Origin of the sequence: Neisseria subflava (genome assembly GCF_024205705.1) — a bacterium.
Taxonomy (GTDB): domain Bacteria; phylum Pseudomonadota; class Gammaproteobacteria; order Burkholderiales; family Neisseriaceae; genus Neisseria; species Neisseria subflava_D.
Window position 1 is genome coordinate 1,833,491 of the sequence record NZ_CP073115.1, and the last position, 14,065, is coordinate 1,847,555.

General features: G+C 48.3%; 10 protein-coding genes. 6 read left to right on the top strand and 4 right to left on the bottom strand.

The features are described from left to right. Positions 1-9 precede the first annotated feature (9 nt). Positions 10-1,443 carry a cytochrome-c oxidase, cbb3-type subunit I gene (ccoN, locus tag KCG54_RS08855; protein WP_003748780.1) on the bottom strand — a complete coding sequence of 478 codons (1,434 nt, stop codon included), beginning with the start codon at positions 1,441-1,443 and terminating at the stop codon, positions 10-12. Between the two features lie 332 nt (positions 1,444-1,775). On the opposite strand from ccoN, the gene KCG54_RS08860 reads away from it, so the two are divergent. From KCG54_RS08860 to KCG54_RS08885, 6 genes are all read left to right on the top strand, one after another. Beyond that, positions 1,776-3,548: a M61 family metallopeptidase gene (locus KCG54_RS08860; RefSeq protein WP_254323966.1), complete on the top strand. Its 1,773-nt coding sequence runs from the start codon at positions 1,776-1,778 to the stop codon at positions 3,546-3,548. A 57-nt stretch (positions 3,549-3,605) separates the two neighbouring features. Then, the gene (locus tag KCG54_RS08865) at positions 3,606-4,046 is read left to right on the top strand and encodes a TIGR01244 family sulfur transferase (protein ID WP_254323967.1); all 441 of its coding nucleotides are present in this window, start codon (positions 3,606-3,608) and stop codon (positions 4,044-4,046) included. A 426-nt stretch (positions 4,047-4,472) separates the two neighbouring features. Beyond that, positions 4,473-4,769, top strand: coding sequence for a helix-turn-helix domain-containing protein (locus tag KCG54_RS08870; RefSeq protein ID WP_003680870.1), 297 nt, complete (start codon positions 4,473-4,475; stop codon positions 4,767-4,769). Between the two features lie 19 nt (positions 4,770-4,788). Then, on the top strand, positions 4,789-7,347 hold the full coding sequence (gene glnD / locus KCG54_RS08875; RefSeq protein WP_254323968.1) for a [protein-PII] uridylyltransferase: 2,559 nt from the start codon (positions 4,789-4,791) through the stop codon (positions 7,345-7,347). A gap of 791 nt (positions 7,348-8,138) precedes the next feature. Further along, complete coding sequence (locus tag KCG54_RS08880) at positions 8,139-8,612, top strand: pilin (RefSeq protein ID WP_254323969.1); 474 nt, start codon at positions 8,139-8,141, stop codon at positions 8,610-8,612. A 114-nt stretch (positions 8,613-8,726) separates the two neighbouring features. After that, on the top strand, positions 8,727-9,185 hold the full coding sequence (locus KCG54_RS08885; protein ID WP_254323970.1) for a pilin: 459 nt from the start codon (positions 8,727-8,729) through the stop codon (positions 9,183-9,185). Between the two features lie 425 nt (positions 9,186-9,610). Here the strand turns inward: KCG54_RS08885 and KCG54_RS08890 are convergent, their stop codons facing one another. The 3 genes from KCG54_RS08890 to KCG54_RS08900 all read right to left on the bottom strand — a co-directional run bounded on the left by KCG54_RS08890 (position 9,611) and on the right by KCG54_RS08900 (position 14,056). Beyond that, entirely contained in the window at positions 9,611-11,137 is a 1,527-nt protein-coding gene (locus KCG54_RS08890) for a DHA2 family efflux MFS transporter permease subunit (protein ID WP_254323971.1), read from the bottom strand. 101 nt (positions 11,138-11,238) lie between these two features. After that, entirely contained in the window at positions 11,239-12,429 is a 1,191-nt protein-coding gene (locus KCG54_RS08895; RefSeq protein ID WP_070823422.1) for an efflux RND transporter periplasmic adaptor subunit, read from the bottom strand. Between the two features lie 220 nt (positions 12,430-12,649). Next, a complete protein-coding gene (locus KCG54_RS08900) occupies positions 12,650-14,056 on the bottom strand; it encodes an efflux transporter outer membrane subunit (RefSeq protein WP_070823421.1) in 1,407 nt (468 codons plus the stop codon). Between the last annotated feature and the right edge of the window lie 9 nt (positions 14,057-14,065).

Consider the following 14,065-nt stretch of genomic DNA (forward strand, 5'->3'; position numbering starts at 1 on the left):
TTCTTGTCATTAGTGGTGTTGAGTTTGAGAAACCGCAGGAATCTCAGCATCAACTGCTTTACCACTGATAGCAGTACGGTAAACGTTATATGCCATGATGCACATACCGCTCAGGTACAGAAGACCGCCGGTGAAACGAATCATGTAGTAAGGCATGGTACGTTTTACGGATTCAACGAAGGAATAAGTCAGCGTGCCGTCGTCATTCAAAGAACCCCACATCAGACCTTGCATTACGCCGGCAATCCACATTGCAGCGATATACAGAACCACGCCGATGGTCGCGATCCAGAAATGCGCCTCAACCAATTTGGTGCTGTACATTTCATTTTTGCCGAACAAGCGGGGAATCATGTAGTAAACGGAACCGATGGTTACAAAGCCCACCCAGCCCAATGCACCGGCGTGAACGTGTGCAACAGTCCAGTCAGTATAGTGGCTCAGAGCGTTAACCGTTTTGATAGACATCATCGGGCCTTCAAACGTAGACATACCGTAGAAAGACAGAGATACGATCAAGAATTTCAAAATCGGGTCGGTACGCAGTTTGTCCCATGCACCAGACAGAGTCATGATACCGTTGATCATACCGCCCCAAGAAGGTGCGAACAGGATCAAAGACAATACCATACCCAAAGATTGAGTCCAGTCAGGCAATGCGGTGTAGTGCAAGTGGTGAGAACCTGCCCACATATAAGTGAAAATCAAAGCCCAGAAGTGGACGACGGACAAGCGGTAAGAGTAAATCGGACGGCCTGCTTGTTTAGGTACGAAATAGTACATCATACCCAAGAAGCCGGCTGTCAGGAAAAAGCCCACCGCATTGTGGCCGTACCACCATTGAACCATCGCATCAATCGCACCTGCGTAAACCGGGTAAGATTTCATCAAACCGGCAGGGATGCTGATATTATTGACGATGTGCAACAGCGCAACGGCCAAGATAAAGCCGCCGTAGAACCAGTTGGCAACGTAAATATGTTTGATTTTACGTTTGGCAATCGTACCGAAGAATACGATAGCGTAGGCAACCCACACCAGCGTAATCAAAATGTCGATAGGCCATTCCAACTCGGCGTATTCTTTACCTTGGGTGTAACCCATAGGCAAGCTGATGGCCGCAGCCACGATAACGGCCTGCCAACCCCAGAAGGTAAATGCAGGCAGCCAACCGCCAAACAGACGGGTATTACATGTACGTTGAACAACGTAGTATGATGTACCGATCAAACCGCAACCGCCGAATGCAAAAATAACCGCATTGGTGTGCAGAGGACGCAGGCGGCCGAAGTGGAACCAAGGTCCGATATTGGATAAATCGAGGGCCGGAGCAAAAAGCTGGGCAGCGACGATAACGCCAACCAACATGCCCACAATACCCCAAACTACAGTCATGATGGCGAACTGGCGCACCACTTTGTAGTTATAAGTTTGTGTGTCCATGGAAGTCTCCATAAATTATGGGTATAAAAAATTTTTATCTCACCTCAACCATTACGTTTATGAAAAGCGCAATACAGCTAAGGCTCAAATTTTTCTAAATTTAACATAGACACCACAACATGCCAAGCAAAATTACATTCCATATTGCATAAAACCTTTAGTAAGACATAATCTCATTTCTTTTATAATCAATAAATTATTTAAACATATCCAATAAATCGGGCACAGTATTTTTTCAAGCCCCCTTTTTCGTACAGTTTTATTGATATAGATTAAGCCTACCCTTTAAAACCCCTTCCTCTTAATAAACTTTAGCAAATTAACCAATAGCCATGATTAATTACAAAATCACCCCCAACTTTCTGTCTCATGAATGGCACATCACCTTATCATTCACTCAAACCAATGATTCAGAAACAGAAATCAGCTTACCCAACTGGGTGCCCGGCAGCTACCTCATCCGTGACTTTGCCCGCCACATCACACACATCAACGCGCGCTGCAACGGCAAAGCCCAGCCGCTGACACAAACCAGCAAAAACCATTGGCAAACCCCTGCTCTCAGTGGAGCGTGGGAAATTTACTACACCGTCTACGCATTCGACTTGTCTGTACGCGGCTCATTCCTCAGTACAGAGCGCGGCTTTTTCGACGGCGCATGCCTCTTCTTAAAAGTACACGGACAAGAACAACAACCACACCAAGTCGAATTTCCTACCCTGCCGCACACATGGCAGATAGCCACCACCCTGCCCCAAACCTCGGCGACCACTTTTCAGACGGCCTCATACGCCGAGCTTATCGACCATCCGGTTGAAACAGGCATCATCGAATTCCTCGACTTTGAAGCACAAGGCATCCCCCACCGTATTGCATTAAGCGGTATCTATCCTGATTTCGACCGTGCCCGCTTCCTCGCCGATATTCAAAAAATCTGCGAAACCGAATTGGCGATGTTCCCCTCCCCTGCCCCGTTTACCGAATACCTTTTCCTACTACATCTGGGCGACAACCTCTACGGCGGACTGGAACACATCAGCAGCACCGCCCTACTCGCCGACCGCCACAGTCTGCCATCTTACGATATGGGCGAAGCCGACAAAGCTTATACCGAACTGCTCGGCCTCTTCTCCCATGAATACTTCCACGCATGGAACGTCAAATCCATCAAACCGGCCGTATTCGCACCTTACAACCTCGACCAAGAAAACTACACCGAGCAACTTTGGGCATTTGAAGGCATTACTTCCTACTACGACGACCTCTTTCTAGCCCGAAGCAAAACCATCAGTCCCGAAGCCTACCTTACCCTGCTTGCACAAAGCATCACACGCGTACAGCAAACACAAGGCCGTCTGAAACAAACACTTGCCCAATCCAGTTTCAGCGCATGGGACAAGTTCTACAAACAAGACGAAAACAGCCCCAACGCCATCGTCAGCTACTATCAAAAAGGCGCACTGGCCGCACTTTGCCTCGACCTCATCATCCGTGAAAAAAGCCAAGGCAAATACAACCTCGACAGCGTGATGCAGCAACACTATCGCGACTGGTGCAACACCCATCAAGGCATACCCGAAAAACACTGGCAATCCCGTTGTCAAGAAATAACCGGTTTAGATTTAGAAACCTTCTTTCAGACGGCCTTATACAGTACCGAAGACCTTCCGCTCGCAGAATGTCTGCAAAGCGTAGGTGTCAAACTCGACTTTATCCCCCTGCCACGCCAGCACGGCGGAGCATTTGCCAACGAACCCCAATCGGTTGCCCCCGCCAACGATTTGGGCGCACGTTTCAAACAAAACGGCGACCACGCTATCCTGACTCATGTATTTAATGGTGGCAGCGCAGAAAATGCCGGACTCTGTCCGCAAGACAAAATCATCGCCTTAGGCGGCTATGCCTGCAACGACCTTGCAGCGCAGTGGAGCAAACTGCCTATCGGCACACGCACCACCATCCATTTCTTCCGCCAAGGCCTGTTGCGCGAAACCAGCATCACAGTTCAAGCAGCAGAAGCCAATACCGCCCTGCTGCACATTACCGACCGACAAAAACTCGAAAACTGGTTGTACAATCATCAAATAAAACTTCAAACGGCCTGACACTTCCTAGGCCGTCTGAAATCAACATATCCGCTTAATATAAAGAAAGGAAAAACTATGCCCATCCGTAAACTGACCGACTCCCTCTATATCGCCCCCCAACTGACCGAAGCTGATGTCCAAGAAGCCGTACGTCTCGGCATCCAAACCATCATCTGCAACCGCCCGGACGGCGAAGAAGAAAACCAGCCGGCTTTTGCCGAAGTGCAAAACTGGTTTAAAGAGGCCGGCATCAACCAATTCTCACACCAGCCCGTCGTTGCGCCTCAAATCAACGCAGCCGATGTTGCAGCCTTCCAAAATCTGTTGCAACAATCTCCGACTCCTATCCTTGCCTTCTGCCGTACCGGCACTCGCTGCTCCTTGCTTTGGGGTTATCATCAAGTGCAACACGGCGCATCCGTAGCCGAAGTAGTTGCCGCAGCCGAACAGGCAGGCGTCAATCTCAGCAACTTTGAAGCCCGCCTGCAAGAAGCCAAAGATAAAGGTTTAGCTTAATTGTATAAGTAGTAGCCTTTAAACCAATCAGGCCGTCTGAAACCCATTTTTCAGACGGCCTAATGCTTTTATTCACAATCAAACCTTATTTTTAATTTATTTCCACTATCCTAAAAATATATTTTCTAAATCAAGCCCGAATTGACCTGTATCAATACCCCAACCCTATTTTCATTTATAATACCTTTCAATACTTCAGGGCCAAGCCCGAATCCTCCAGTTTTCCCCTATAAGAGCCAGCTCTCTTATTAAATGATTTTTCTTTCCTCTTGATGTGTGTGTGTTTGGGTGTGGCCGAAAGCCACCCCCTTTTTTTTATACCTACCCCTTTTAAGGCCGTCTGAAAACTTTCAGACGGCCTTTCCTTTCCCCTCACAAAAATAGTATAAAATCCCCTTATCGTTCAAACCACAAACTCAAAATACCATGGTCAATAAACTTACTCCCCCTCCAAGCCTGCCCGATCCGCAAGACCTCCGCGCCGTTATCGCTTACAACATGCGCCTCTATCGCGTTAATCATGGCTGGTCGCAAGAAGAACTGGCGCGCCAATGCGGACTTGACCGTACCTACGTCTCCGCCGTCGAGCGCAAACGCTGGAACATCGCCCTTTCCAATATCGAAAAAATCGCATCTGCGCTTAAAATCGCCCCTTACAAACTTCTCCTTCCGCCGCAAGAAATGCTCCGTCAAATGACCGAGCCTGCCGATACCCAAGCCTAATTCACAGCCAGATACCATCATGACCGCCACCCAACAAGCCATCCAAACCTACCAGCAGCAAAAAGCCGCAGCAGAAACTGCCTACCGCAAAAACAACCGTCCCACTGTTTACTTCCGCGACCATATCGCCGCTGCCGAAACCCTGCTGCAAACCCTCTGGCAAATCCACTTCCCCGACAGCAACGACATCAGTCTGATTGCCATCGGCGGCTTTGGGCGTTGCGAACTCTATCCCCATTCCGACTGGGACTTAGCGATTATTTCATCCATTCCTTTTTCAGACAGCCTGCAACAACAAACCACCCAATTTATCCAAACCCTTTGGGACGCACGCCTCAATCCCGCCATCAAAAGCGGCAGCATAGAAGAAATCCTCCAAAGCACCCAAAACGACATTACCGGCGAAACCGCCTTTCTAGAAGCACGCCATCTCCAAGGCAATGCCAACCTTACCGCCCAACTTCTAAACAAACTCAACACACGCCGCGACACAGCCGCCTTCATCGAAGCCAAACTCCTCGAAATGGAGCAACGCCATACCAAATCCCAAGGCACAGGCGCACAACTCGAACCCAACATCAAAACCTGCCCCGGCGGCCTGCGCGACATCCACACCCTTATCTGGACAGCCAAAGCACAAGGCATAGACAGCAACCCCACCGCCCTCGTTACCGCCGGCGTCCTCACACGCACCGAAGCCGGCATGCTAGCCCATGGCTACCGCCGTCTCGCCAACATCCGGATTCATCTCCACCTTACCGCCGACCGCCCCGAAGACAGACTGCTTTTCGACTACCAGTCCCAAGTTGCCGAAAGCTTAGGCTATACCCAACCCGACATCCGCGGCCGAAGCGAAGCCCTGATGCACACCTTCTACCGCGCCACCAAAGCCATCAAACAACTCAACGGCATCCTCATTCCGGTTCTCAAAAACCATCAAACCTCCAGCCGTCCCCAGCATATCCATCCCATCGACAGCCACTACAAACGCATCGGCCACCAAATCGCCGCCAACGACCTTGCCCTGTTCGAGCAAAATCCCGAACACATCTTCACCATCATCCAAACCATGCAGGAGCAAAACATCACCACCATCGAGCCGCAAACCCTGCGTGCATGGTGGGCGGCCACACGAAAAATCAACGCCCGTTTCACCCAAAATCCAGAAAACCGCCGCCGCTTTATCCAATTCTTCAAACACGGTACCGGCCTCACCCAAACCCTCCGTTTTCTCAACCTCTACGGCGTACTTGGCCGCTATCTTTCCGCATGGGAAAAAATCACCGGCCTGCTCCAACACGACCTCTTCCATATTTACCCCGTAGACGACCACATCCTGACCGTCGTCCGCAATATGCGCCGTCTCGCCATCGAAACCCACAGCCACGAAATGCCCGAGGCCAGCGCCATCATGCAGGCCTACCCACGACCGCATGTCCTCTACACCGCCGCCCTGCTGCACGACATCGCCAAAGGCCGTGGCGGCGATCATGCAAAAGAAGGCATCAAAGACGCACAACAATTCTCCGCCAACCACTACTACACCGAAGAAGAAAGCCACCTCCTCGCATGGCTGGTTGAAAACCACCTGCTCATGTCCACCGTTGCCCAAAAAGAAGACATCCAAGATCCTCACGTCCTCCAAGCCTTCTGCCGCCGTATTCCCACACGCGAATACCTCGACGCACTCTACCTGCTTACCATTGCCGACATCCGCGGCACCAACCCCAAACTTTGGAACACATGGCGCGCCAGTCTGCTCCAAACCCTCTACCACAGCACCGCCGCCGTTTTAAACAGCAAACACCACGATCCCGAACGCCTCCCCAACCGACGCGAACAAGCCTCGACCGATCAGCTCACGCGTGCGGCCGTTCCCCTCAAAAACCAACAAAAACTCCGCCGCATCCTCGGCAGCGCATACTACGTCCGCCATCAAACACGGGAAATCCTCTGGCACACCGCAAACCTCGCCTACGACACCCAAAGTCCGGCCGTCCGCAGCCGCATCCTTCCCCAAAGCAACAGCCTTCAAGTCATGGTGTTCATGCCCAATGGCGACCGCCTCTTCGCACGCCTCTGCCGCATCTTCAGCAGCCACCGCTTCGACATCCAAGCCGCCCGTGCCTTCATCACCGAGCACGACTACATCCTCGACACCTTTATCCTCCAACTTCCCGACAATCTCCCGCCCGAAGAATATCCCGACCGCCAAAGCGCACTCGAAGCCGAACTCAACAGCTTCATCCACGGCAATACCACCGTCCAAAAACAAAGCGGCCGTCCACACATCAGCCGCCGCATCCGCCACATCCCTATTCCGCCTACCGTAATCATCACCCCCGAAGAAGATTATCCCGGCTGGCACACCATAGACATCACCGCCGTCAACCGCCCCCATCTCCTCGCCGACATCGCCGAGACCTTCTTCGCACACAACATCAGCCTGCGCTACGCCAAAATCACCACCTTAGATCAACGCATTGAGGACAGCTTCATTACCTACAGCCCATCCCTACAAGACCCGCAAACCCAAAACACCCTAAAACAGGCATTGATCGAAGTCCTGACCCCATAAAGGCCGTCTGAACATCTTAAAAACATAGGGTGAGCATTTTTTACTCACCCTAATCGCACCCAAAAATATAAACATCCTGAATATACCCTTCTCAAACACTCAAGAAATCCAAAGCCTTAAAATTCGAAACCAAAACTTCCTTCTGACATAAAACTACATTTAAAAATCATAACCCATATGAATATAATTCTAATAACAAATTTTCATTCACCTATTACACCAAACCCTCTTCAAAAATCCTTCCTTCCAAATCTTTTCCTCATCCATATTCAAACAAAATACGCATACAAAATAAAACCCATAAAAACAAAAAAATAAAATCACAAAATATTAAACTCACCGATTAATCCATAAAAATACCGCCCATCCAAACCAATTAACATATTATTAAATTAAACTAAATTCTGACAAAAAACGTCACACACCCAAACTTGTCTCCCTTCCCTGTCACAAAAAACACAAAACTGACAAAAAACGTCAACCCCCTAATTTCCCTAAAATCCTGAAACTTTCAAACAAAACCTCATAAAACTTAAAAATTAAAAAATAAACCCAATAAAAACAATAAACAAAAAATAAAAAATAAATTTTTTAATCAATTTTGCGCACTTGGCACACCAACTGCTTGAAACAACACGTCCGATAAGGCCCAAGCCTCAAAGCAGCAAGCCCGACGGAAGCTGTATATTCCTTCTTACTTTATGGTTTACTCATAATACATAGTGCCAAGCACATTACGGACTTTTTACTTAAACATAATTATTCACACTTTCAAACTGGAGTTTTAATCAATGAAAGCAATCCAAAAAGGTTTCACCCTGATCGAATTGATGATCGTCATCGCGATTATCGGCATCTTGGCAGTTATCGCACTGCCTGCATACCAAGACTACACTGCACGTGCCCAAGTTTCTGAAGCCATCTCTTTGATGGAAGGTCAAAAGTCTGCTGTGGTTGAATACTATGCAGATAAAGGTAAATGGCCTACTAGCAATGAAGAAGCAGGTATCGCAACAAATACAAGCATTCAAGGTAAATATGTTGCACAAGTAGATGTCGGAGCTAATGGTGTTATTACTGCCAAAATGAAAGGCGAAAATGTAAATAACGAAATTAAAAATAAAACCGTATCTCTTACTCCTCATGCTACCACTAACAATGGCTCCTTTACTTGGACTTGTGCCCCAGGTAAGGCCGAAGGCACCACAGGCGTAGATACAAAATTCTTACCTTCTTCTTGCCGCCCAGCTGTGGAAAAAAAATAAGTTAGCTAATCCAATTTAAATATCTAATAAAAGATATTCGTCTCAAAGCAAATCCCATAAGAATTATGGGATTTGCTTTATAAAATAAAAATAAGAAAACGACATACTCAAAAAATGAAAAAACTACGCAACGCCCAAACCGGCTTTAGCCTGATTGAGTTGATGATTGTTATCGGCATCATCGGCATTTTGACAATAGCGGCTCTTCCTGCATACCAAAACTATGTTGCCAGAGCACAAGTAGCAGAAGGCATTATGCTGGCAGGAAGTATGAAAAGCTACGTCGAAGAAGCCTATGCGGATAAAGGCAGCTTGCCGCTTGACCTCAATATCAAACAACTCGCTTCAGACGACAATAAAGTCGGCAACTATGTAAAGATTGTCCGTATTGAAGATAACGGCACTATTGTTGCCGCCATCGGTAATCAAGCCGCTGTACCTGTGAAGAATACCGAAATTCACCTAATACCAAGCTTTGCGAAAACAGGTAATACCAAAGGCACAACAGTTTGGTCTTGCGGCGGCACCATGGATACATACTTCCTTCCCGTATCCTGCAAACAAAGCTTGTAAGCTTATTTTCCAAAATACAAAAATACATTGCGAAGAAAACACCCCAAACAAAGCCAAATACAAACGCGGAAAACGAATCAAAGCAAAAAAACAAAACTCTCCAAAACAAGGTCATTAAGAGCCTGAATAATCACATTACGAAAATAAATGCCGTCTGAAATTCATTTTCAGACGGCCTCTTTATATCTAACAGTCACTAAAGATAAGAGTATGTAATCTTATAAAAATGTATCAAACAAGTCATTACCTTAAATGCTACCCCTCCTCTTCCCTCTAAAATTCTCAAGACTCCAATTATTGATAGTCTAGGTCTCATAAATGGCTTATTTTAAAGATAAGTCCAAGGCAATCATGACTAGATACACTCTTACTCTTTCCCCGTTAGCAACCTGCTTTAGCTCTAACTCAGTCAACACAATTTTTATCTAATGCCCTCCCCCGCTGGAACCGTTAAATGGCGGCTTTGCCAGCCAAATAATGGGAATCATGCTGATAAATATGATGCTGCCTGCCAAAAAGATTTCATTTGAACCAATAATAAAGCCTTGTTGGGAAATGGTACTATTTATCGCAGCCAGGGCTTGTTCTTTGCTCAGGCCATTGGCCATCATGCCTTGAATAGATTGGTTGCTGATTGAGGACAATGAATTAATATGTTCGGTCAGCTGAGTATGGTGCAGAGCTTCGCGTCGTTCCCACATGGTGCTGACAACAGATACTCCGACACCGCCCATAAAGACACGCAAGAAGTTAGACAAGCTACTGGCCGAAGCAATTTGATTGCCTTTCATATGCGACAAGGTGATACTGGTCAGAGGCAGGAAGAACATGGCTACGCCTAAACCCTGCCAAAACTGCGGCCAAACGACGTTGCTCATATCCATACCGGCATAGAAATCGGTGCGCCAATGGAATGTATAGGCAAATACCAAGAAGCTGGCACTGACAAACAGGCGCATATCGACGCGATTGCCAAACTTACCAATAATCGGCGATAAAATAATCGGCAAAAAACCCACCGGTGCAGCAGCCAAACCTGCCCAAGTAGCGGTATAGCCGAGATTTGATTGCAACACTAAAGGCAACAGGGTCAATGTGCCCATATAGACCATAAAGCCCAACGATGTAGCAACAACGCCTATCGTGAAGTTTCTGTTTTTAAACAATGACAAATCGACAATCGGGTATTTCTCGCCCAACTCCCAAACAATAAAATATGTTAGGAACACCAAAGCGGTAACGCCCAAAACGATAATCTCTCCCGAGGCAAACCAGTCCAACTCCTTACCCCTATCAAGCATCATTTGCAATGCGCCGATACCGACAATCATCAACACCAGCCCGACGTAATCAATCGGCGCCCTGACGATTTCGGTTTCCCTGTGTCTAAGCTGTTTCCAAGCAATGGAGGCGGATAAAACCCCGATTGGGATATTGATAAAGAAAATCCATCCCCAATGCCAGTTGTCTGAAATCCAACCGCCCAAAATCGGTCCCAATACAGGGGCAACGACGACAGTCATCGCCCATAAGGCCAGTGCCAATGTTCGTTTTTCAGGCGGATAGGAAGCCATCAGAAGACTTTGGGACAAGGGAATCAAAGGCCCGGCGATAAAGCCTTGCAACACTCGGAAAAAAACCAAGGCTTGAAGATTATGCGCCATACCGCACAGCCATGACGTTACGACAAACCCGATCACGGCAGCAATAAAGATTTTAACCTCGCCAAACCGCTTGGCCAAAAAGCCGGTCAGAGGGACGGAAATGGCATTGGCTACGGCAAATGAGGTAATCACCCAAGTGCCCTGCGTGGTCGCCGCACCCAAATCCCCTGCGATAACGGGCACGGCGACGTTGGCGATGGTGCTGTCCAAGACTTCCATAAATACGGCCAAGCTGAGCGCCAACGTTGCCAACACCAGCTTAAACCCTTGTAACGGCGGATAATTCATATTTTTAAACTATAAGACAACCGCCAAAGCGGTTGATTGAAGAGAATCAATATTTCAGACGGCCTGAGCCTTCAATAAAAGACCCAGGCCGTCTGAAAAGATTATTTTGCGTATTGCTCGAAGATTTTATCGACTAAAGCATCGGCGGCCTTCCAATCCACACTTTCCGTTTCCGCCAGCGCAGTATTTCGTTCTGCCTCGGCAGTCATGGCTTTACCGCTGCCCTTCTCGGCAACATCGACTTTAACAGTCATCGACAAACCGACACGGAGCGGATTTTTTTGCAATTCTTTGGCATCCAAACTGATGCGCACCGGCACGCGTTGTACGACTTTAATCCAGTTGCCCGTTGCATTTTGCGCCGGCAGCAATGAGAACGCACTGCCCGTACCTGCCGACAAACCCATGACCTTGCCATGGTAAACTACTTTACTGCCGTACAAATCGGCTGTCATTTCAACAGGCTGGCCGATTTTCATTTTACGCAGTTGCGATTCTTTAAAGTTGGCATCCACCCACAATTCAGACAGAGGCACAACGGCCATCATCGGCGTACCTTGCGCGATACGTTGGCCGACTTGGACATTGCGTTTGGCAATTTGGCCGCTGATTGGCGAACGGATTTGCGTACGTTGCAGATTCAGCCAAGCGTCTTTGATGTGGCTGATGGCCGTCTGAACCGCCGGTTGTTGGCGCAGCGGAATATTGCTGCCCAATGCTGCCTGAGCAGAAACTTCTTCCGCCTCAACCGCTTTTAATGCAGCCTGAGCCTGAACCACAGCGGCACGGGCATGGCTGAGTTCTTCGCCGGAAACCGCTTCCGTACCCGCCAAAGATTCGCGGCGGCGCAAATCGGCTTGCGCACGGGCCAGATCGGCTTTGCGCAACAATACTTGCGCTTTGGCTTTTGAATTGACCGCAGTTTGCTGTTTGTTTTGACGGATGGCCTGAATCAATTCATTTTGCGCGCGATCGTATGCCAGCTGAAAATCGCTGTCATCCAAAGCCACCAACACATCGCCTTTTTTCACGACGTCCGTATCGTCATACATGACTTTGCGCACCGTGCCGTTTACCTGCGGCGTAATCATCACCAAATGACCGGCCACATAAGCATCTTCCGTTTCTTCTTCATGCTGCCAAAACAGGAAATACGCCAAAGCAACTGCGGCTGCCGTAATAAGAAATAAGAGTGTAACGATAACCAAATTGCGTTTGCGATGCGTTTTAGCGCCGGAAGTGGCTACTTCCGTTTCATTTTGGACATTATTTTTTTCTGATTGAGTATCCATAAGTCCCAACTTTAATTCTGTACATGTGATAACGATATTATTGTCTTGCCGGGCTGCTGGCTCTACCCTCAACCCAATACGCGCACGAAACGCGCTAAGGGTCATATTCTATAGTTACACTCTATTCATTACAATAATTTCTTCCGGTAGCAAATGTAAATCAGGTAAGGAAAAGGCCGTCTGAAATCCCTTTCAGACGGCCTGCCGTTTGATAAAACGTTTATTTCTTATTTAATTTAAAGCCTCCGCCCAACTGGGTATTGAGGTTACTCCAAGCTGTCAGATATTCTGCATGGTATTGGACTGCCGACATTTTCGTACGCACAGCTTCGTCTTGTTTTTGCAAAGCAGTCAAGCCGTTATCCAAGCCTGCACGAACGCGTCCTTTCGCATTTTGCACAGATTTATCTGCAATATTGACCATCTTGCTCCAAGTATCTTGTCGGCTTTTCAGGCTTTGATAGTCCACGACGGCATCTGCCGCCGCACGCATGGCGTTCAAAACAGTTTGGTCGTACACGGCAACCTGCTCGTTATATTGGGCGCGTTTGCCTGCCAATTTGGATTGCAGCGCGCCGGAAGTAAACAATGGCAAATTCAAAGCCGGAACAATGCCCAACATACCGGATGTCCGTCCGCGAATCAGATTGAACGCATCAATGTGCGTCATACCTGCCAAAACTTTCAACTCGATATTCGGGTAAAACTCTGCTTCGGTCGATTTGACGATATGCCATTTCTCTTCAAGCAAGGCTTTTTGTGCCGCGATATCGGGACGAGCCGCCAGCAAATCCGCTTCAATACGGCTAACCGGCAATGACGGCACAGCGGCCATTTTTTCCGGAACCTGTCCATTTAATGCACCCGGTACACGGCCGGTTAATACAGCCAGACTGTTGCGGATTTTCTCGTTTTTCTGAGTCCATGCCGATTTTTCAAGCTGCAATTGTTGTTGCGCCATTTCCAGAGCGTGCAACGCATCGGCAGGAGCCAGCTGCGCTTTAACGCGTTGTTGCATCAGTTTTAATGCTTTATCCGCCAACTCTATGCGCGTATCCAGCAGTGCCAGTTGTTCTGTCGCCATCTGCCACGCAAAATATTGTGCGGCTACGGCATGAGCCAGCTCGGTGCGGATGTGCTGCGCCTCATAAACCGCAGCCCGGCTTTTTCCCAAAACGGCTTGAATCTGCTCTCGGTTTTTACCCCAAAAGTCAAAAACCAAGCTGCCTTGCAAGGCTGCGTTCGCCAAAACCAATGTATGGTCGGTATCGACCATACCGGCCTGAGGCTTGGGTGAAACATAAGCACCCAGACCTGTAACGCCCAAGCCGACTTGCGGTTTGTTTGCGGCCCCTACAACGCCCAGCTGCGCCTGAGCCTGCTCAAACCTTGCTTTGACAACACGCAGATTGGTAGATGTCTGAATAGCGGAAGCAATCAAATTGTTTAATTTTTGATCTTTCAGCTTCATCCACCAGCCGTCTTGGGCAGCAGCGGCAGATTGGCCTTGCGGCAGCGGATAGGCTGTTGTCTCATCCAAAGGCGACTGTTTACCGAAGGGCGCACATGCCGCCAACAGCGAAACTGCGGCAACGCATACGCTTGATTTGACCAAACCTAATTTCATACAGACTCC